Raw genomic sequence first — 21,250 nt, forward strand, 5'->3', positions numbered from 1 at the left:
AATTGTTAAAAATTATCAGGCAATATTATAGTAAACTTGCTACCTTCTCCTATTTTACTCTCTACATATATTTTACCCTTATGTAGTTCAATTATTTGTCTTGTTATAGTTAGTCCTAATCCACTTCCGCCATTTTTTTCTGAATTATTATCTACAATTTGATTAAATCTATTAAATATTGTCTCATGATATTCCTCTGCAATACCAATACCTGTATCAATAACCTCAATTTTAACTTGAGATTTTTCTTCTATTATCCTTACAGTTATACTATCTCCTGCTTCGGTAAATTTTGCTGCATTACTTACAAGATTAATTATACATCGCTCTATTGCATCATTGTCACAATTAATAGTTTTTTCCTCCATTTCAGGATCTACTATAAGATTAACCCCTCTTCCTTCTATATAATCTTTTAGTGTTAATACACTTTCTTCCACTAAATAAACAATATTCGTTTCTGTAATATTTAAATGATAACATCCGCTTTCCATCTTTGTGGTATCTATTATATCATTAATCATCTTCAATAATCGCTTGCTATTACGTCCTATAATATCCATATAGTTATCAAGTCTTTCCTTTAATATACCTTTCTTATTCAATTCTATAATAAGCTGTTGTGTTGAATATATTACATTTAAAGGAGTTCTTAATTCATGTGATAGATTTACAAAATAACTATTCTTTTTTCTTTCTAAATCTATAACTTTGTTAAGTAATCCAGTATTCTTTTCCATTTCATTACTTAATTGCTTAGTTCTCTCCATAACCATCTTATCTAATTTTTTTATTTTAACTCTATTATTTATAATAAAAAATATAATAATAATAATATAAACTAAAATTGCTTCCTTACTCTTCCAAACTTGTGGGTTAATTTTGAATCGAGCTATCTGAGTATCACTGTAACTTCCATCTGCTGACCTTGCTGTTACCTTTAATTCATAATTTCCTGGTGCTAAATTAGCTAAATTAACATAATTATTTCTAAGAGGTATCCAACCATCTTCTTCCTCATTTAAAGTATAATAATACTGTATATTTCTCATACTTTTATAATCTGGAAGGAAAAAACTCACTCTTATATTATTTTCTGAAAACTTAAAGACTTGATTATTTATACTCTTTCTACTACTTCCATTAACTTCAAAATCATCAAAAACAATATTTAAGTTTGGGCCTTTAATTACAACTTCATCAGGAATAAATAAATTAAAACCATTAATTCCTCCAAAAATAAATTCACCTTTCTTTGTTTTAAAATATGAATTGCCATTAAACTCATTACTTTGCAAACCATCTGTTATATTTAAATTATTTATGACATTAGTATCTATATTAATTTTAGCTATACCTAAATTTGTACTTACCCATGGATTATCTTTATCATCAAATAATATACCATAAATTGTATTATTGGCTAAGCCATCTTTAGTAGTATATGAAGTAAATGTATCATCTTTTTCATTATACCTATTTAATCCAAAGTTTGTCCCAATCCAAATCTCACCTTTTGAATTTTCTCCTATACACCTTATGGTATTATCGGATAAGCTTAAACTATCATTTTCCTTATTTTTAAATATATCTACAATACCTGTATCTGCCTCAATCTTAATAAGCCCATCATCTATAAAAGTTCCAAACCAAAAATTTCTCTTTGAGTCCTTATATATTGCGCTAATATTTTTACTATTCATTCCAATTTCATCTAAAATATAATTTAACTTTATTACTGACCTACCATTTAAGTCTAAGGCATCTAATCCTGCAATGCTACCTATATATAAATATCCTAGCTCATCATAAAATAACTTCTTTACTATATTACTTGCTAATCCATCTTCCTCATCATAAATTTCTATTTCACCACTTATTCTATTTACAACATTCAATCCATTATAAGTAGCTATAAATATATAATCTCCAGCTCCAGTTATATCTGTTATTCTATTATTGCTTAAACCATTAGCAGTGGTTAAGCATTCTATAACGTCTCTATCTTTATTTAAAATATTTACTCCACTGGAAGATGTCCCTATCCAAAGCAGTCCATCATCATCTTCATAAATTCCTGATACAGCCTTTTCATTTATACTTTTGCTATTAAACGGATCATTCTTGTAATGGCCTATGGTGCTATATGGGTCAAAAGTGCTTACTCCAGAATATGTACCAATCCAAATTAATCCACTATAATCTTCTAAAATAGAAAATGTATTATTATCTATTAAACTATGAGGATCATAAACCTTATTTTCATACCATGTAAATATATTTTTATCTATATCAAATAACACTACACCTTCATCAGTACATATCCACATATTTCCTCTATGATCCTTCAAAAAATTCTTCACAAAGGCTCCCCTTATTGTGCCATCCTCTCTTGTTAGTAAATATCTAGTTACTTTATTATTTTCAATATTTAATTTACAAAATCCATTATCATAAGTTCCTACCCATATGTGCTTATCTCCATCATAATAAACCTTATAAATATAATTTTCACTTATGGTATTTACATCATCAGTACTTTCAAATCTTTCAATAGCATTGGTAACAACATTTATCTTATATAACCCATTTTCAGTACCAGCCCATATATTACCATACTTATCCTCTGCTAAAGAATTTACATATTCTTCTTTTAATTCTGGATATATTAAGTTAAATTTATCTGTTTTTTTATCATATAAATTTATTCCTTCAGCTGTTCCAACATAAATTTTATTAGAACTTGATATTAACAATGTAGCAGTATTATCATTAGATAAATTACCTGACTCACTATCACTAGTATAGTTCTGTACCTTTTCTCCATCATTATATATCTTACTTATACCTGCTGCTGTGGCAACCCATATATTTCCTTCACTATCTTCTTTAATATCTAAAATATAACCATTTACTAAACTATTTTTACTTCCTTTTTCATAGGAATATTTTTTAAATGTATATCCATTATACCTATCTAAGCCATCATTTGTTCCTAGCCATATATAACCTTTGCTATCTTGCATCATAGTTTCAACAGTAGCTTGACTCAAACCATCTTCAATGGATATATTGTTAAATCTGCTATATTCTTCAGCTTTAACATTAATACTGAAATTAATTTTAATAATAATTACTGCTAAAATTATAATTAAATATTTACTTTTTAAATTCATGCCAACAAATTTCCCTTTCATTTCGACTGCTTTTTACATTATACCATATTTTATGAAAAAAATACCTAAAGAATAAACTTTAGGTATCTTATATATATTATGCATTTTCAAACTGACTATTATATAGTGATGCATAGAACCCGCCTTTTTTTAATAATTCATGATGGTTTCCTTGTTCAATAATATCTCCATCTTTCATTACTAATATCAAATCTGCATCTCTTATAGTTGATAATCTATGAGCTATGATAAAGCTTGTTCTTCCTTCCATTAATTTATCCATAGCTTTTTGTATAAGTAGTTCTGTCCTTGTATCAACAGAACTTGTGGCCTCATCAAGAATAAGTATTTTAGGATCTGCAAGTATTGCTCTTGCTATAGTAAGAAGTTGTTTTTGTCCTTGTGATACGTTACTTGCTTCTTCATTTAATTCCATATTATATCCATCTGGAAGTGTTTTAATAAATGAGTCTACATGGGCTGCCTTAGCAGCTCTCTTAACCTCTTCATCACTGGCATCCAATCTTCCATATCTTAAATTTTCCATTATAGTACCATTAAATAACCAAGTATCTTGTAGCACCATACCAAACATTTTTCTTAAATCGCTTCTACTAAAGTCCTTTATATTATGTCCATCTATGGTTATATTTCCTTCATTAACTTCGTAGAATCTCATTAATAACTTCACCATAGTTGTTTTACCAGCACCTGTAGGCCCTACTATAGCTACTCTTTGACCTGGTTTAACCTTAGCTGTAAAATCATTAATTATTATTTTTTCTGGATTATATCCAAAATGTACATGGTTGAATTCTACTTCACCAACAATATCTTTAGTACTTATAGGATTTTCTACATCTTTAACTTCTTCCTCTTCATCTAAGAATTCAAAAACTCTTTCAGCAGCAGCTGCTGTAGATTGAAGAACATTAGCAATTTGTGCTGTTTGTGCTATAGGCTGTGTAAAAGATCTTACATATTGAATAAAAGCTTGAATATCCCCTACCTCTATGGCACCTTTTATAGCTAAAAACCCTCCAATAATTGATACTAACACATATCCTAAATTACCAACAAACATCATTATTGGTTGCATAAGCCCTGATAAAAATTGAGATTTCCAAGCGCTTTTATAAAGAGTATCATTTAAATCATTAAATGTATTAATTTCTCTTTCCTCTGCATTAAAGGCCTTTACTATATTATGCCCTGAATATACCTCTTCCACTTGGCCATTTACATGTCCTAAATATTCTTGTTGACTCTTAAAATATCTTTGTGACTTCTTAACTACAATTGATATAAGACCTAAAGATACTGGTACTATTAATAATGCTACCAATGTCATTATCCAATTGATTGAGAACATCATAATAAGTACACCAATTAAAGTTGTGGCTGAAGTTATTATTTGTGACATACTTTGATTTAACGTTTGGCTCACTGTATCAACATCATTAGTAACTCTTGATAATACCTCTCCATGGGTTTTAGTATCAAAATACTTTAAAGGCATTCTATTAATTTTTTCTGAAATTTCTTTTCTCATCTTATAAGAAACCTTTTGTGCTATTCCTGACATAGCAAATCCTTGTATCAATGAAAAAACAGTACTAATTATATATAACACCAATAATACTATTACTATTTGTCCTATATAGCCAAAATCAATTCCTGATCCTGACTGCCCTGTAACCTTACTAATTAAACCTTCAAATAAAGCCGTCGTTGCTTTTCCCAATATCTTAGGTCCTACAATTGAAAATGCTGCTGAACCTATGGCAAATATTATTACTATTATTATCATCAATCTATAAGGTCTTAAATAAGACATTAATGTTTTCATAGTCTTTTTAAAATCTTTAGCTTTTTCACCACTGGCTTTCATTCCGCCCATGTGTCCTCCCATGGGACCTCTCATTTTTCTTTGCTGATTACTCATCTTCAAGCTCCTCCTTTGAAAGTTGTGATAGAGCTATCTGTCTATAAACTTCACAATTTTCCATAAGCTCTTTGTGAGTTCCCTTTCCTACAACTTTTCCCTCATCTAATACTAATATCTGGTCAGCATTCATTATAGTACTGATTCTTTGAGCTACTATTAATAGCGTACTATCACTTAACTCCTCATTTATAGCCTTTCTTAACTTAGCATCTGTCTTAAAATCTAAAGCTGAAAAACTATCATCAAAAATAAATATTTCTGAATTTTTAGCCAGTGCTCTAGCAATAGCTAATCTTTGTTTTTGTCCTCCTGATACATTAGTACCACCTTGTGAGATTTCTGTATTAAATCCACTTTCCTTACTGGATATAAATTCAGTTGCTTGAGCTATAGCAGCTGCTTTATTCATATATTCATCACTGATATGTTCTCCACCATATTTTAAATTAGATTCAATAGTTCCTGAGAAAAGTATTCCTTTTTGTGGTACAAATCCTATCTTTTCTCTTAAATCATATAATGAAACATTTTTAATATTTTCTCCATCAATTAAAATCTCACCACTAGTAACATCATAGAAACGTGGAATTAAATTAATAAGTGTTGATTTACCGCTACCTGTACTTCCTATGAAGGCAGTAGTTTCTCCAGCTTTAGCTTTAAAATTAACATCCTTTAATACATATTCATCTGCACCTGGATATTTAAATGAAACATTTCTAAATTCAATTTCACCTTTCTTTTCAACGTTAAATCTAACTGGATTTTCAATATCTTTTATAGCAATGTCAGTATTTAATACTTCTGATACACGTCCTGCTGAAACTAATGCTCTTGGTAAAATTACTGATACCATAGAAATCATTAAGAATGCCATTATTATCTGCATAACGTATTGCATAAATGCCATCATATCTCCAACTTGCATTAACCCAGAATCCACTCTATGAGAACCTACCCATACGATTAGAAGGGTTATTCCATTCATAACAAACATCATTAGTGGCATCATCATAGACATTATTCTATTAACAAAAAGATTTGTCTTTGTTAAATTCATATTAGCTTTTTCAAACTTTTCTTCTTCATACTTTTCTGTACTGAAAGCTCTTATTACAAGCATTCCTGTTAAACTTTCCCTTATTACTAGGTTTAATTTATCCACTAGTTTTTGTACAACCTTAAACTTAGGAACTGCAAACACAAATAGCACTCCAACTAAACATAAAATAGAAATTACAGCTACTACTATAATCCATCCCATTCCAGCACCTGTCTTAACTACTTTTACTATGCCACCTATTCCTAATATTGGCGCATAAAATACTATTCTAAGTCCCATAACTATCAGCATCATTATTTGCTGAATATCATTTGTAGTCCTTGTAATAAGTGACGCTGTTGAGAATTTATCAAACTCAGCATTAGAAAAACCTACAACTTTATTAAATACATCTTTTCTTAAATCTCTTCCCAATGCTGCAGCTGTTCTTGCTGCAATAAATGTAACTATCACTGCTGCAATAGTTCCAACTAAAGCAACACCTAGCATCTTAGCACCTGCTACAAATAAGTAATTTGTCTGTATTTTATCAGTATCTACTCCTAATTCTCTATATTGCTCTCTAACATATGTAACTGCAGATTGAGTAATCATACTTTCAGGCATTTCATCTAACTTTTTATTAATTCCTTCAACAATTTCTAAAACTTGCTCTTCTGGCATATTAGATAAAATTATAAAAGGATCCATATTTCCCATGTCAGCACCTTCTGGTGCAGCCATGTTATTATTAAAAGTTTCTATAAATTTAGCTGCATCTCCACTTTCAAATAGCGATGTTATTAATATAGGTCTACCTAAAATATCATTTAGCTGTTCCTTTACCTCTTTGTTCTTGGTATTTAATTCATATATTTCTTCATTGGCTAACTCAGGATATTTTTTTATATATTTTGCGTAATCTTCATCAGATAACTCTTCTTTACTTATGAGATTATAATTATCTTGAAGTAATTTTTTTTCATCATTATTAATAAATAATAATAATTTATTAAATTCAGAAGATTTTATTGCTTTAGGTACTGCATCTTCAATTCCCTTTTGCTGTATTCCAATATTAACTATATTAGACATATAGCTTGGCAGTGATAGATCACTTATTGCTTGAACAAATAGTAACATTATTGCAATTACTATACTTCCTGCAAAAGGCCTTAAATATTTTAGTAATTTTTTCATTGCTTTATTCTCCTTATGCATTAAACTTATTATTTAATAACTATTATATTTTTATAACCTTTTTTCGTCAATAGATTTTATTATATTTATATAATAATTATATTTTTATCACTATTTTATTGTAAATTTTTATACATTAGATTATAATGATAATATTAAGAAATTCAGGAGGTAACTTATGAATTCTATAGACCATATACCTAATAATTTATATATACTTTTATTATCTCTAAATAGACGAGTTTTTAATCCAAATGATGCTTTAAAATCATTAAATCTTCCTTCATCTCATGCTAAAGTTTTATTTTATTTAATACATAACGGAGCAAATCCTATTTCAAAAGTAGCTAAAGATTTATCAATATCTAAACCTAATATGACTCCAATTATTGATAAACTAGTAAACGAAGGTTATGTTGAAAGGTATTGTGATGATAATGATAGAAGGGTTATATTGATTAAACATACAAAATCTGCATGCAATTTATTTAAATCTTTAGAAGAACAAGTTAAAATTAACATCTATAATAAAATTAAAAATTTAAATGAAGATGAATTAAATATGCTTTCTGAATCAATAGATAATATTTTAAAATTAATTCCTAAAATAACATAGTAAAAGCAATAAAATAGACATACTTTTTGATATAAAATCAAATAGTATGTCTATTTTTTATTTTCAATTTCTAATTTTTAATTCTTAATGTATTAAGATAAACTTTAATACAAATACTACTCCAATTATCCATGTAGGTATTGATATTTCTTTTACTTTTCCAGAAAATGCTTTTACACCTATATATGATAGTACTCCAAATGCAATCCCATCTGCTATAGAATACGCAAAAGGCATCATTATTATTGTAAGGAACGCAGGAATAGCTTCTGTATAATCTTCTAAGTTTATTTCTTTAATATTTTCAATCATAAATAATCCAACTATAACTAAAGCTGATGCTGTAACTGCTGGTGTAACCATTCCAAATAATGGTGAGAAGAATAATGCTAAACAGAACATACCTGCAGTAGATACTGCTGTAAGACCTGTTCTTCCTCCTTCTGCAACTCCAGATGCACTTTCAACAAAAGTACTTACAGTACTTGTTCCTAAGCAAGCCCCTACAGTTGTACCAATTGCATCGGCAAATAAAGCTTTTTTAATATTCTTAACTTTGCCATTTTCATCAAGCATGTTTGCTTTTGTAGCAACTCCTACCAGTGTTCCAATTGTATCAAACATATCCATAAATAATAATGTAAATAACACTATTACCATATCAAATGAAAAAATATTATGCCATTCAAATTTCATAAATGTTGAGCTAATTGATGGTGGCATACTAATTATAGAATTAGGTAACTCAATTACTCCCATAGGAATACCAATAATTGTTGTAATAATCATTCCTAAGAATAATGCACCCTTAACTTTTCTTGCTACTAATATACCTGTAATTACTATACCAATTAATGATAGAAGAATTGTATTGTTTCTTACATCACCTAATGCTAATATTGTTGCTCCATCACCAATTACTACTCCAGCAGCTTCAAGACCTAATAGAGCTATAAATAAACCAATTCCTACTGAAATAGCTTTCTTTATATTAACTGGAATTGAATCAACTATTGCTTCACGTACATTAAATAATGTTAATAAAATAAAAATTAAACCTTCTAATAAAACCGCTGTTAGTGCAAATTCAAATGAATATCCCATTTGCAATACTATTGTATATGCAAAGAAAGCATTTAGTCCCATACCTGGAGCTTGAGCAAATGGCAGTTTTGCATATATACCCATAATTAATGTAGCTACTACAGATGATAATGCTGTTGCTGTAAAGACAGCCCCTGAATCCATTCCTGCAGCTGATAAAATTGTAGGATTTACTATAAGTATGTATGCCATGGTCATAAATGTTGTAATTCCAGCTACAACTTCTTGTCTAACATTCGTATCATTTTCCTTAAGTTTAAAAAATCTTTCCATTTTTTATCTTCCTTTTCTTATATTTCGCTGAGTACTAAATTATAATATCATATTTTGGCGTTTTTTCAATAGTTTCGTCGAATATTTTTATATAACCAAAAATAATCATTCGTAAAAGTATTATTTCATCTATTATTTTAAATTTTTTGTTCTAAAATTTATCTTTTTAGTTTATAATATTATATGCAAATGCAAACTATTCTTATTTGAATTTAGGAGGATATTAATGAAAACCAAATTAACAAAAATTTTAACTATAGTTTTTGCAGCATCTATGCTTCTTACAGGATGCAATAATTCTGCAGAATCTAATAATTCTATTGAATCTAATAATAAATTAACCATAGTTACTTCTTTTTATCCAATGTATATTTCTACTTTAAATATAGTTAAAGATATTCCTGATGTAGAAGTAATAAATATGACAGCTCCACAAACTGGTTGCCTTCATGATTATAGTCTTTCTACAAAAGATTTAAAAACCTTAAGCAGCGCTGATATATTTGTAATTAATGGTGCAGGAATGGAATCATTTTTAGATGATGTTATAGATGAATATTCTGATTTAAAAATAATTGAAGCTAGTAATGGTATATCTTTAATTGAAGATACAGATCATGATGAACACGAACATGATGTTAATCCTCATGTGTGGGTAAGTATCTCTAAAAACATTGAAGAAGTTTCTAATATAGCTAAAGAACTTTCTGCTTTTGACCCTAATCACGCCAGTGAATATGAAGCTAATGCAGATGCATATATTGCAAAACTTGAAAATTTAAGAACTGAAATGCATGCAGCTTTAGATAATGTAAATAATAAGGATATTATAACTTTCCATGAAGCCTTTCCTTATTTTGCAGAAGAATTTAATCTTAATATTGCTGGTGTAATAGAAGTTGAGCCTGATTCTGAACCTTCTGCAAAAGAAGTGGAGAACATTATTTCAATAATTAATGAAAAAAATATTAAAGCTCTATTTACAGAACCTCAGTATTCTTCAAAAATTGCCGATACTATTGCCAAGGAAACTGGAGCTTCTATTTATACGCTTGATCCAATTGTAACAGGTGATGCCAATGAAGATGCATATGATGACTACATTGTCAAAATGCAAGAAAATTTAAACACTTTGAAAGAGGCCTTAAAATGATAAATAAAGATAAATTTTCTAATATTGATAAAAACTGTAAGAATTTTTGCTGTACAAAAATCGAAAATTTCTCAGTAACCCTTGGCAGTAACAAGATTTTAGATAACGTTAATCTCCACATTCACTGTGGAGAATTAACTTCTCTTATTGGGCCAAATGGTGCTGGAAAAAGTACACTTTTAAAAGCATTATTAGGCGAAATAAAACATGAAGGAAGCTTGAAATTTCTAGGTACAAATGATTCAACATTTCATCAGCCTATAATTGGTTATGTACCTCAATATCTTACTTTTGATTCTAATTCACCAATAAGTGTTTTAGATTTATTTACTTCTTGTAAATCTCCTAGGCCATCTATATTTAAGCCTAAAAAGAAAATTAGAAACGAAGTATATGAAAGCTTATGCAAGGTAAAAGCTTCTCATTTAATTGATAGACGACTGGGAGCTTTATCTGGTGGCGAAATGCAAAGGGTATTGCTAGCTTTAGCTTTAGACCCAATACCTAATATACTTCTATTGGATGAACCTATTTCTGGCGTGGATCAAAATGGAACTGAACTTTTTTATGATATGCTGATGGAAATAAAGAAAAATTATGATTTATCTATTATCCTAGTTTCTCATGATCTTGATTTAGTATATAAGTACTCTGACAGAGTTGCTCTTATTAATGGTACTGTAGTATGTTCTGGAACTCCTGCACAAGTATTTAATAATCCAGCCACAAAGAAACTTTTCAGTTTAAATTATAATGATAAATCATCAAACACAGGAGGACTATAATAATGCTTGATTCTATTTATAACTTGATGGATACAATCTTACCATTTCAATGGCTATCGTATGATTTTATGAAAAATGCTTTACTGGCAGTATTAATAGTAACTCCTCTTTTTGGACTTCTTAGTACTATGGTTGTTAACAATAAAATGTCATTCTTTGCTGATTCTTTAGGACATGGTGCTTTTACTGGAATTGCTTTAGGCATTCTTTTTGGTGGCTTAAATCCAATGTGGGGTGCAACACTATTTTCAATTTGCTTTGCCATAGCAATTACTGTAATTAAAAATAAAGGTACTTCATCCACTGATACTATCATTGGCGTTTTTTCATCTACAGCTATTGCTTTAGGATTAGTACTTATGAGTTATTCCAGTAGCCTTAGTAAATTTTCTTCATATTTAGTTGGAGATTTACTTAGCATAACTGGCTCTGAAATACTACTGCTTATATTAGTATTTATAGCCGTAATTATTTTATGGTATTTTATTTTCAATAAACTACTTATAACTAGTTTAAATACTTCCTTAGCAAATAGCCGTGGCATTAATACACTATTAATAGAAATACTCTTTACATGTACTATTGCTGTAGTTGTAACTCTTACTGTAAGCTGGGTAGGACTTCTAATTATCAACTCCTTATTAGTACTTCCAGGAGCTTCTGCTAGAAATATCGCCAAAAATGTAAGACAATATCATTTATTCTCTATAGTTATTGCGTTGTTTTCAGGTATAACAGGCCTTATATTATCTTATTACTTAAATACAGTTACCGGAGCAACTATAGTATTAGTTTCTTCCGTGGTATTTTTCATAACTTTAATTTTAAAGAAAAAATTTATATAATATAAATAATTAGTAATAATTATATAAAAATTTGGAGGATTTAAGTTTGCAAACAAAAACTGATTTTATTACAGTGCTAAAGAAAAAGGGCTTAAAAGTAACAAAACATAGAAACTCACTTTTAGAAGTTTTAGAAATTGAAAATCAGCCTTTAACAGCAGAAGATATCTTTTTAAAACTAAAAGAAAAAGGTATATCCATAAATTTATCATCTGTATATAGAATACTTGATACTTTAGTAGATAATAATTTAATAAATAAATATGTACTTGGGGATACTAACAAAACTTTTTATGAAATAAATACATTAAAGCATAAACATCATTTAGTTTGTACATCCTGCAAAAAAATATTTCCTTTAGAAAACTGTCCACTTTCAAAATATGAAAGCGAATTAGAAGATAATTTAGATTTTGAAATAACAGGACATAAGCTAGAAATATACGGCATATGTAAAGAGTGTAGAAAACACTAAAAATAGAGATTACAAAAATTTTTGTAATCTCTATTTTAATTATGAATGATGAATTACGAATTATGAATTAAAGATGAAACTCTCAGAGTTTCTATAAATTTTATTCTTTCTAAACTCCCTTAAGGAGTTTATTCCACAATTCATCATTCATCACTCATCATTCATAATTATTTAAGTTCATCATTATCTAAGTTCATCATTTACTAAGTTTTTAATTTTTATTATATATCAATATTTTCCTTTCTCAATACCACATCTAAATTATCCACAATTATATTTAAATTCTGTAGAATTTTATCATTCCCTTGGATAAATAGGTTATTTAAATTTTCTTTAAAATTTTCTGGCTTAATGTTACATTGATTTTCAACTATATCTATCAATTTTTTCTCTCCAGGATGAGGGATTTCATTAATGGCAAATAATATATCAAAATAACTTGCTAGAAATGCTGCTAACCTATGATTAACGCTAACTAAATCATTTCTCATTAATGCTTTAGCTATTTGATTATAATATGAAGAAAAACTTCTTCTTAAAATAGGATAATTTTTCTTCATAGTATTACTTTTTAATTTTTCTGGATAGGCTGTGTTACATTTTTTTTGCAATTCAGTAAATACACCATTTCTATCATAAACAATAACTGCATTCTTTACATTATGCCAAAAGCAGGTTGAGTATCCTGTACATGCAATATTCTTATCTAATATATTTGAAATCTGCTCCTTTAGCCACTTCATTTCAAAATATGCTATATCTACTTGTATATCTGAACTTCTTAAAAGAAATTCATCTCCATCTCCCCAATAATCATTGCCTACTTCCATATAATCTGAAACCTTTTTAATAATTTGTTCCCTTCTATCATTATCAATTTCTTTTGATACTATAATATCTATATCTATATCCGAATAATTATCTTTTCTACCGTTAGCTCCTGAACCTGCTAAAGTAATGGCCTCAACTTCTGAAAGTCCTTTGTACTCGTTTACAAGTTGATATACTATCATATTCATTCCCACAAAAATCACCCCTATTTTTATTATATTCAAGTTAATAATGAATAGAAATAAAAATTAAACTATTCATTATTAACCTTTTAGCTGAAATTTACTTTATTAAGATTAACGCACTCCTTGCTGAAACATTGACAATAGAATCCTCTATTTTATATTGAACCTCACTATCAGCTTTTTCACCATCTACAAGCACATTCCATTTACCTTCATCCAAATCAACTTCCACATTATATTTATTAGCATTAAATATTACGGCTATTTTGCTATAGCTATCATTATAATCTTCTATATTAATAATGTAACCTACTATATGATTATCTTTAAACTCATTACCTTTAGCCATAAAAGAAATATTATTTTGTATCTCTTTATTACTATTCATTCTAAAGGCTTTATATTCCTTTCTTAACTTAATAAGTCCTTTATAATAATTAAATAAATCAATGTATCTCTGTTTTCTAAGCCATTTAAGTTCATTTGTATAATCTGAAGAATTATAACTATTTTCTATTATTTCTCCTTGTAAATTTTCTTTAACTCTTGCAAACTCCTCCCCTTCATGTAAAAAACTTATTCCTTGAGATGTTAAAACTATAGCAGCAGCTAGCTTATTCATTTTTAATAATTCTTCTTCATTTTCATCCTTGCAAGACATTCTAAGCTTGTCAAACAAAGTGTTATTATCATGTGCTGAATCATACGTAATTGTTTGATATGGTTCATTAGCCCAAAATGATTTTGAATAAACTACTTTAGATAAATCTATTTCATCATGCTTTGTAGAAGCACATATTGTATATTTTATAGACTCTTCATAATTGTCCCCTCCATTAACAAATCCCAAAGATTCTTTTAAGAAAACTGAACCTTTTATGGAATCTCTAGCATCATCACTAAAAGCAGCAATTTGTAAATCATCAAATTTACATATATTATTTTTAACTGCTGATTCATTGATATTTAGAGGTGTATCATAACAAGTCCATCCTTCACCATACATAATAATTGATTTATCAACCTTATTTAGCTCGTTCCTAATAATCCTCATAGTTTCTAAATCATGAAGACCCATTAAATCAAACCTAAAACCATCAATATGATATTCTTTTGCCCAATACAACACAGAATCAATCATATATTTCCTAAACATATACCTTTCAGATGCTGTCTCATTGCCACAACCTGAGCCATTGCTATAACATCCATATTTATCTTTTCTATAATAGTAACCTGGAACAGTAAGATTTAAAGGAGATTCTAAATTATAGGTATGATTATAAACCATATCCATTACTACTCTAATTCCAGCTTGATGAAATCTATATACCATTTCTTTAAATTCACTAATTCTTACTGCACCTTCATATGGATTTGTAGAGTATGACCCTTCAGGAACATTATAATTTTGAGGATCATATCCCCAATTATAATTATCTGGACTATCATACCTTTCATCAATAGATTCGTAATCAAATACTGGTAATAAATGAATATGAGTTATTCCTAACTCCTTTAAATGGTCAAGCCCTGTAGTTATGCTTGTCCCTTTAATTTTGCTATTTTCCAACACAGCACCTATATACTTACCTCTTAGTTCTGTAATTACTCCTGAAGCTTCATCTTTAGTCAAATCTCTTATATGCGCTTCATATATTATGGAGTCAGTTACATCATTTAATATAGGCTTTTTATCATTACTCCATCCCTTAGGATTAGTGCTTTCCATATCTATTACCATTGATTTTTCTCCATTTATAGAAACAGCTTTTGCATATGGATCCACTGACTCATATGTTTTACCATTATTTCTAACTAAATAATTATAATATTCACCACTTAAATCTTCATTTATTCTAGCTCTCCATACGCCCCTATTTTCTTTATTCATTTTTATGATAGTTTTATTAGATTCTAGAGCATTATAATCCTTTCCATATAGGACTAGCTCAACTTGTTCTGCTAATGGTGCCCATAGTTTAAATTCACTACTCTTTTTAGAATATATTACTCCTAGCTTGCCATCATAATTATACTTTTCATTAAATTCTTTTGATTCAAAATAATTACTTTCCATAATATATATTCCCTTCTTACTCTTTTACCACAATAAATTTCCAAGTATTGCTTTATATTTTATTCCATTTTTACCATTATTTTCTTATTATATCATATGTTATATTTTTTACGCTTCATTTGTGAAAATTTATAATATATCTAAAAATATATAGACAATTCTTTATGAAAATAATAAAAGTGTAAGCATATTAAAATACTTACACTTTCATTATTAACCCATTGAATTTATTATTATTATCATTGGAATAAAAAATATTATTATCCCTAATATAATACTTGCCGCTGATAAAATAAAATACTTCTTACATGGTTCCTTTGAACTTTTTTTAACAACGCCCAATATTAATGAAATAAAAGATAAAGCTAATAATATGTATGGTAATATTATTACAATCTTATATAGAACTTTTTCAAACATATGTCATATCTCCTTCTATTTATCTACATAAATAGAATAATATCCATATATAAAAAAGACAATATAATTCTAAATATAAAAAATATTTTATTTTTTATATTAAAATTCACTGAAAGTTCACATACTATATCTATAGTGTGGAACAAGAAAATATAATTTTTGTTTTACATCAAGTTTTCAAGGAGGTATTTATATGAAAAAAAAATCTTTATCTTTAATGCTAATTTCTTTGTTAGTATCTACCGAAACATTAATTATGCCTGCAGCTCAAGCTTTTGCTTCAGTAGATACTACTAATATCCTACCATGTTCTTGTGACGATGATCGCCATAAAGATAATTGTGAAAAAGAAAAGAAAGAAACTAAAAAAGATAAAAAAGATTGTGAAAAAGATAAAAAGGATGTAGAAAAAGACAAAAAAGATTGTGAAAAAGATAAGAAGGATATGGAAAAAGACCAAAAAAAAGAAGCATGTCCTGATATGAAGTTTTGGACTGAAGATAATATGAAATTATTAAACTCAGACCAAAAAAAGAAACTATGTGAAATTCAAGAAAAAATAAAAAAAGGAACTGCCCTTGATGAAAGTGATAAGAAAGCCTTATTTGAATTAAGAGATGTAGTATTCAAATGTAAACTTGGCGATAAAAAATATGAAGAATTTAAAAAATTAATTGAAAAGAAAAAATGTGGTGATAAATTAACAGAAGAAGAAGAAGAAAAACTAAAATGTTATTTTAAAGAATTAAAATAAATTATAATTACATATTTTTATTTGCAAATAAAAAGGCTGTAATGAATACTCATTATAGCCTTCCTTAAATTAAACAATAATTATCTGTTATTGTTATTTGCTTTTCTTGCTCTTCTGCATTCTACGCATCTCTTTGGTTCATTATCGAAACCTTTTTCTTTGTAGAAAGCTTGTTCACCTTCTGTAAATATAAACTCTTTTCCACAATCTTGACACACTAATGTCTTATCCATTATTAATTCCTCCACTTCAAAAGATTAATTAAATAATAATGTCTCTCTAACTGTTGGAGAAATTTATTATCATCAGAATCTTTTTATTAATTATCACTGTTTAATTATACCATTTTATAAAGTTTTTACAATGTTTTTTACTAAATTAATCATAATTTTACAGCTTTTATTTAAGAAGGAATGCTAAACAGCACTCCTTCTTTTATTTAAGACAAATACTATTGCTTAAGTTCAAATGACTGACAATCTGTACATTCTACTTGTTTTGGATGTGCTTCATGTGTTCCTACTTGAATTACATCTAAGGTACAATATTGTTTATTAGTATTATTATATTTACAACTATCTACACTACATTTAATACCTGGATTAATATTCAAAATACTCACCTCCTAACAAGATTATTATTAGTAGGTAATGATGAAATTATTCTCAGTAAAACTGCATTATTTATTTTCTATTTTGAATATCTTGTTACATATCCACATCTCTTACATAACTCTTCTACAGCCTTTCTATTAGAAAATCCTTCATATAGGTCTTTTGCTCTCTTAGAATTTAAAATATTTTCTAATGAACTTTCAAATATGTTTCCTAGTGGTATATTTCCTTCACTATCAAGACAACATGGTACTACAGTCCCATCCACCAATATGCCTATCTGATCCCTTAATCCATAACAAAATGCACTTTCACTAATAACATCTCTATTTATATTAGGCCATTCAAACTTTTCTGCACTGTTTATATAAACATTCTTACTTACCTTTATTCCCGGTTTATTACTTAAAGCTTCTTTAATATCTATTTCAGAATTCAATCCTTCTTGCAACATTTTTAATATATCATCATTTAAGGTATTCTTCCCTTTTAAATTCAAGATCCCATTATCCATATTCCATAATCTTATAGAACATATAATATTTTCTTTTGCTTCATTAATAAAGTCTATTACCTCAGATACATATTCCTCTAGTTCTTTAGTTACTTTATTTGCTTCAAAGCTATGAAGTGATATATTTACTTGTCTTAATGCTTTTGCATTTATAAGTACATTTTTTTCTTTTGCTAGCAAAGTTCCATTAGTTGTTATATTTACTTTTAAGCCATTTTCATAACAAATATCTAAAAATCTTGCTAAATTCTTATTTAATAAAGGCTCTCCCATTAAGTGAAAATATACATAATCAGTATAAGGTTTTACTTTTTCTATTATTTCTTTAAACCTTTCTTCATCACTAAATTGAAGCTTTCTTCCTGTCTTAGGACAAAAGTTACAACTTAAATTGCAAACATTAGTTATTTCTATATAAACTTTTTTAAATCTTTTCATTTGTTTTCTCCTTTACATAATCTTGATGGAATATACAACAAGAAAACCCAGCACAAGCTGAGTTTTCTAATAATTCATCATTCATAAAATTAGCGTAGCGTTAATTTATAGAAACTCCCTTAAGAGTTTCCTCCTCAATTCATAATTCATAATTCATAATTCATAATTCATAATTATCTAAATGGGTTATAGAATCTACTTCCATTTTTAATTGTCATTATCATAGCTATGATAAATATTATGCTTACTAAAAGTATAGCTATATAGTCACGTTTTTCAAACTTTCTTCCACTATACCAAGTACGGCTTTTACCGTTACCAAATGCTCTAAGTTCCATTGCCGAACTTATAGTTTCAATTCTTTCTAAACTTGAAAAAACAAGTGGCATTATAATAGCTGCTGAACTCTTTATACGGTTAAATAAGTTTTCCTTATTTGACATTTCAATTCCTCTTGCTTGTTGAGCAAATGATATTTCTTGATAATCTCTTTGTACATCTGGAATATATCTTAAAGCTATAGCCACTGAATAAGCTATTTTATAATTTACACCTATCTTATTTAAAGATGCGGCAAATTCACTTGGATTTGTAGCAACTATAAATAATAACGCCATAGGTATTATTGCAAAATATTTTAATGTTATATTTAATTGATAAAATAACTGTTCTGTAGTTACAGTATAAGGACCTGCAATATGGAATAAATCCGTCCTACTTCCATAAATATATGTTCCTTCTAAAGGTGAAAATAAAAATATAGCAATATTATTAATTAGTAAGAATACTAAAATTAAATAAAATACAAATGATACAGTTTTAAATTCAACCTTTGATATCTTAAATATAGCTATGCTGCAAATAACCATCACAACAAGAATTCGTGTGTCATAAGTCACCATTGATGCTAATGCCCAAATAACTAGACATATAAGCTTAGTTGCTCCAGTTAATTTATGTATAGGTGAGTTTATCTCTGAATATTCTAGCATTGCGCTCATATTCCTCTTATCCTCCTATCATAATTTATAAATCTTCTTACAAATTCTCTTGGGTCATCTATACCACACTTTACTGCTAAAGAATATAATGAAGTTTCTTTTAGATTAGCCTCTTTTATGATATTCTCATTAGTTAAAATATTAGCTGCCGTATCTTCTGCTAGCTTCTGTCCATTTGATAATACAATTGCTCTATTAGTATATTCTAGCATTAAGTGCATATCATGAGTTATCATAACGATAGTAACTCCATTTTTATTTAATTCCCTTAAGAACTCCATAATTTCTGTATAGTGCTTAAAATCTTGCCCTGCTGTAGGCTCATCTAATATTATCACTTCTGGGTTAAGCACTAATATAGATGCTATGGTAACACGCTTCTTTTGACCAAAACTCAAAGCAGAAATTGGCCAATTCCTAAATTCATATAATCCACATATCTTTAATGTATTGTATACTCTTTCTTTAATTTCATCTTCTGGAATGCCTCGCACCTTTAATCCTAAGGCAACTTCATCAAAAATCATGGCTTTTGAAATCATTTGATTAGGATTTTGCATTACTATCCCTATTTTGTCTGCTCTTTCTTTTATACTTTGCCCTGCAATATCTTCATTTTTAAATAAAATTCTTCCACAAGTTGGCTTATAGAAACCACAAATAAGTTTTGATATAGTTGATTTTCCAGCACCATTTTTTCCAACTATACTAACCATTTCACCTTTCTTTATATCGAAAGATACATCATGTAGTATTTCCTTTTCTTTTGAATAACCAAAACTTATATTCTCTAATCTTAAAATACTTTCATTATCATATGAAGATTCTTCACTACTCAGTGCTGTATACCAATCAGTAAGCTTTTCCTTGAAAACATCAACATTTAATTTATCTATATGCTCTGGATTACACTGAGGATTTATCTGGCAACCAGCATATTTTAACGCTGAAATATATAGAGGTTCTCTAATTCCTGATTCAGTTAGTAAATTGCAACTTAATAATTTTTCTGGTGTTATATCACTAACGATTTCCCCATTATTCACCACAATTATCCTATCAACATTGCAATGTAATACATCCTCTAACCTATGCTCAATAATTATTATAGTTTTTTCATTTTCCTTTTGAATCTTATCTATAAGCTCAATAGCACTTTTTCCTGTAGCTGGATCTAAGCTTGCTAATGGTTCATCAAATAAAAGTATATCAGCTTCTCCCACCATGGCTCCTGCTAGTGTTACTCTTTGTTTTTGTCCTCCAGACAATCTATGTGGAGCGCTATCTAAATGTGTATCTATTTCTACTATCTTTGATACCATTTTAACTCTTCTTTTCATTTCTTCTTGTTCTATACAGTCATTTTCTAATTTAAAAGCTATATCTTCTGCCACTGTAAGACCTATAAATTGGCTATCTGGATCTTGAAGAACTGTCCCCACCATGTTTGAAATCTTAGCTATGCTTAGTTCCTTGCTTTCTTTCCCATTTATCTTTAAACTACCTTTAATTTCACCTTTATAAGAAAATGGTACCAGTCCATTTATACAATTTGATAATGTACTTTTACCAGAACCTGATGGTCCTACAATAAGAACCTTCTCACCTTTATAAATAGTTAAATTTATATTATTTAATGTAGGTTTTGCTTGAGCTCTGTACTGAAAACTAAAATCCTTAAATTCAATTACTGGTTTTTTCATACAAAATTCCTTCTCCATTTTATTTTATTACCACTAACAAATATACTATATTTTAAGCTATATGTCATTAACTTAATTATGATAAAAGTAAAA

18 protein-coding genes are annotated in these 21,250 nt (G+C 28.2%); 6 read left to right on the forward strand and 12 right to left on the reverse strand.

The window, feature by feature from the left end; translation table 11 throughout:
• Positions 1-5: 5 nt before the first annotated feature.
• From Q5O44_RS15065 to Q5O44_RS15075, 3 genes are all read right to left on the reverse strand, one after another.
• Entirely contained in the window at positions 6-3,176 is a 3,171-nt protein-coding gene (locus tag Q5O44_RS15065) for a two-component regulator propeller domain-containing protein (protein ID WP_302638253.1), read from the reverse strand.
• A 97-nt stretch (positions 3,177-3,273) separates the two neighbouring features.
• Positions 3,274-5,121 (reverse strand): ABC transporter ATP-binding protein, encoded by a 1,848-nt coding sequence (locus tag Q5O44_RS15070; RefSeq protein WP_022169284.1) that lies wholly within the window; start codon positions 5,119-5,121, stop codon positions 3,274-3,276.
• On the reverse strand, positions 5,114-7,366 hold the full coding sequence (locus Q5O44_RS15075; protein WP_022169285.1) for an ABC transporter transmembrane domain-containing protein: 2,253 nt from the start codon (positions 7,364-7,366) through the stop codon (positions 5,114-5,116). The genes Q5O44_RS15070 and Q5O44_RS15075 overlap by 8 nt, the downstream gene beginning before the upstream one ends.
• Positions 7,367-7,544: 178 nt before the next feature.
• Here Q5O44_RS15075 and Q5O44_RS15080 point away from each other — a divergent pair, with 178 nt between their 5' ends.
• On the forward strand, positions 7,545-7,982 hold the full coding sequence (locus Q5O44_RS15080; RefSeq protein WP_022169286.1) for a MarR family winged helix-turn-helix transcriptional regulator: 438 nt from the start codon (positions 7,545-7,547) through the stop codon (positions 7,980-7,982).
• A gap of 84 nt (positions 7,983-8,066) precedes the next feature.
• Here the strand turns inward: Q5O44_RS15080 and Q5O44_RS15085 are convergent, their stop codons facing one another.
• Positions 8,067-9,359, reverse strand: coding sequence for an NCS2 family permease (locus Q5O44_RS15085; protein WP_022169287.1), 1,293 nt, complete (start codon positions 9,357-9,359; stop codon positions 8,067-8,069).
• 226 nt (positions 9,360-9,585) lie between these two features.
• On the opposite strand from Q5O44_RS15085, the gene Q5O44_RS15090 reads away from it, so the two are divergent.
• From Q5O44_RS15090 to Q5O44_RS15105, 4 genes are read left to right on the forward strand one after another with little or no spacing between them, the layout of a single operon-like run.
• Entirely contained in the window at positions 9,586-10,512 is a 927-nt protein-coding gene (locus tag Q5O44_RS15090; RefSeq protein WP_022169288.1) for a metal ABC transporter solute-binding protein, Zn/Mn family, read from the forward strand.
• Positions 10,509-11,297, forward strand: a complete 789-nt coding sequence (locus Q5O44_RS15095) for a metal ABC transporter ATP-binding protein (RefSeq protein WP_022169289.1) — start codon at positions 10,509-10,511, stop codon at positions 11,295-11,297. The genes Q5O44_RS15090 and Q5O44_RS15095 overlap by 4 nt, the downstream gene beginning before the upstream one ends.
• A gap of 2 nt (positions 11,298-11,299) precedes the next feature.
• Complete coding sequence (locus Q5O44_RS15100) at positions 11,300-12,142, forward strand: metal ABC transporter permease (RefSeq protein ID WP_022169290.1); 843 nt, start codon at positions 11,300-11,302, stop codon at positions 12,140-12,142.
• Positions 12,143-12,188: 46 nt separating this feature from the next.
• Positions 12,189-12,617, forward strand: a complete 429-nt coding sequence (locus Q5O44_RS15105) for a Fur family transcriptional regulator (protein ID WP_022169291.1) — start codon at positions 12,189-12,191, stop codon at positions 12,615-12,617.
• Between the two features lie 221 nt (positions 12,618-12,838).
• On the opposite strand, the gene Q5O44_RS15110 is transcribed toward Q5O44_RS15105, so the two are convergent.
• The 3 genes from Q5O44_RS15110 to Q5O44_RS15120 all read right to left on the reverse strand — a co-directional run bounded on the left by Q5O44_RS15110 (position 12,839) and on the right by Q5O44_RS15120 (position 16,133).
• On the reverse strand, positions 12,839-13,636 hold the full coding sequence (locus Q5O44_RS15110) for a DUF4037 domain-containing protein (protein ID WP_291661938.1): 798 nt from the start codon (positions 13,634-13,636) through the stop codon (positions 12,839-12,841).
• A 94-nt stretch (positions 13,637-13,730) separates the two neighbouring features.
• On the reverse strand, positions 13,731-15,713 hold the full coding sequence (gene pulA / locus Q5O44_RS15115; RefSeq protein ID WP_022169293.1) for a type I pullulanase: 1,983 nt from the start codon (positions 15,711-15,713) through the stop codon (positions 13,731-13,733).
• Positions 15,714-15,926: 213 nt separating this feature from the next.
• Positions 15,927-16,133 (reverse strand): hypothetical protein, encoded by a 207-nt coding sequence (locus tag Q5O44_RS15120; RefSeq protein ID WP_022169294.1) that lies wholly within the window; start codon positions 16,131-16,133, stop codon positions 15,927-15,929.
• A 193-nt stretch (positions 16,134-16,326) separates the two neighbouring features.
• Here Q5O44_RS15120 and Q5O44_RS15125 point away from each other — a divergent pair, with 193 nt between their 5' ends.
• Complete coding sequence (locus Q5O44_RS15125; RefSeq protein ID WP_022169295.1) at positions 16,327-16,887, forward strand: hypothetical protein; 561 nt, start codon at positions 16,327-16,329, stop codon at positions 16,885-16,887.
• Between the two features lie 80 nt (positions 16,888-16,967).
• On the opposite strand, the gene Q5O44_RS15130 is transcribed toward Q5O44_RS15125, so the two are convergent.
• From Q5O44_RS15130 to Q5O44_RS15150, 5 genes are all read right to left on the reverse strand, one after another.
• Complete coding sequence (locus Q5O44_RS15130; RefSeq protein WP_186834737.1) at positions 16,968-17,123, reverse strand: zinc-ribbon domain-containing protein; 156 nt, start codon at positions 17,121-17,123, stop codon at positions 16,968-16,970.
• A gap of 215 nt (positions 17,124-17,338) precedes the next feature.
• A complete protein-coding gene (locus Q5O44_RS15135) occupies positions 17,339-17,500 on the reverse strand; it encodes a DUF1540 domain-containing protein (protein ID WP_022169297.1) in 162 nt (53 codons plus the stop codon).
• A 77-nt stretch (positions 17,501-17,577) separates the two neighbouring features.
• Positions 17,578-18,453, reverse strand: coding sequence for a radical SAM/SPASM domain-containing protein (locus tag Q5O44_RS15140; RefSeq protein ID WP_022169298.1), 876 nt, complete (start codon positions 18,451-18,453; stop codon positions 17,578-17,580).
• A 173-nt stretch (positions 18,454-18,626) separates the two neighbouring features.
• Positions 18,627-19,454, reverse strand: a complete 828-nt coding sequence (locus Q5O44_RS15145) for an energy-coupling factor transporter transmembrane protein EcfT (RefSeq protein WP_022169299.1) — start codon at positions 19,452-19,454, stop codon at positions 18,627-18,629.
• Positions 19,451-21,157 (reverse strand): ABC transporter ATP-binding protein, encoded by a 1,707-nt coding sequence (locus tag Q5O44_RS15150; protein WP_022169300.1) that lies wholly within the window; start codon positions 21,155-21,157, stop codon positions 19,451-19,453. The genes Q5O44_RS15145 and Q5O44_RS15150 overlap by 4 nt, the downstream gene beginning before the upstream one ends.
• Positions 21,158-21,250 lie beyond the last annotated feature (93 nt).

The sequence above is a fragment of the Clostridium sp. CAG:221 genome (assembly GCA_000435835.1).
In the GTDB taxonomy this organism is placed as follows: Bacteria; Bacillota; Clostridia; order Clostridiales; family Clostridiaceae; genus Clostridium.

Excerpts from the sequence above, each read along its gene's own strand:
- Q5O44_RS15085 (WP_022169287.1), bottom strand. The coding sequence starts at position 9,359 with ATGGAAAGATTTTTTAAACTTAAGGAAAATGATACGAATGTTAGACAA.
- Q5O44_RS15075 (WP_022169285.1), bottom strand. The coding sequence starts at position 7,366 with ATGAAAAAATTACTAAAATATTTAAGGCCTTTTGCAGGAAGTATAGTA.
- pulA (WP_022169293.1), bottom strand. The coding sequence starts at position 15,713 with ATGGAAAGTAATTATTTTGAATCAAAAGAATTTAATGAAAAGTATAAT.
- Q5O44_RS15125 (WP_022169295.1), top strand. The coding sequence starts at position 16,327 with ATGAAAAAAAAATCTTTATCTTTAATGCTAATTTCTTTGTTAGTATCT.
- Q5O44_RS15140 (WP_022169298.1), bottom strand. The coding sequence starts at position 18,453 with ATGAAAAGATTTAAAAAAGTTTATATAGAAATAACTAATGTTTGCAAT.
- Q5O44_RS15145 (WP_022169299.1), bottom strand. The coding sequence starts at position 19,454 with ATGAGCGCAATGCTAGAATATTCAGAGATAAACTCACCTATACATAAA.
- Q5O44_RS15065 (WP_302638253.1), bottom strand. The coding sequence starts at position 3,176 with ATGAATTTAAAAAGTAAATATTTAATTATAATTTTAGCAGTAATTATT.
- Q5O44_RS15070 (WP_022169284.1), bottom strand. The coding sequence starts at position 5,121 with ATGAGTAATCAGCAAAGAAAAATGAGAGGTCCCATGGGAGGACACATG.
- Q5O44_RS15100 (WP_022169290.1), top strand. The coding sequence starts at position 11,300 with ATGCTTGATTCTATTTATAACTTGATGGATACAATCTTACCATTTCAA.
- Q5O44_RS15095 (WP_022169289.1), top strand. The coding sequence starts at position 10,509 with ATGATAAATAAAGATAAATTTTCTAATATTGATAAAAACTGTAAGAAT.
- Q5O44_RS15110 (WP_291661938.1), bottom strand. The coding sequence starts at position 13,636 with ATGAATATGATAGTATATCAACTTGTAAACGAGTACAAAGGACTTTCA.
- Q5O44_RS15080 (WP_022169286.1), top strand. The coding sequence starts at position 7,545 with ATGAATTCTATAGACCATATACCTAATAATTTATATATACTTTTATTA.
- Q5O44_RS15150 (WP_022169300.1), bottom strand. The coding sequence starts at position 21,157 with ATGAAAAAACCAGTAATTGAATTTAAGGATTTTAGTTTTCAGTACAGA.
- Q5O44_RS15120 (WP_022169294.1), bottom strand. The coding sequence starts at position 16,133 with ATGTTTGAAAAAGTTCTATATAAGATTGTAATAATATTACCATACATA.
- Q5O44_RS15090 (WP_022169288.1), top strand. The coding sequence starts at position 9,586 with ATGAAAACCAAATTAACAAAAATTTTAACTATAGTTTTTGCAGCATCT.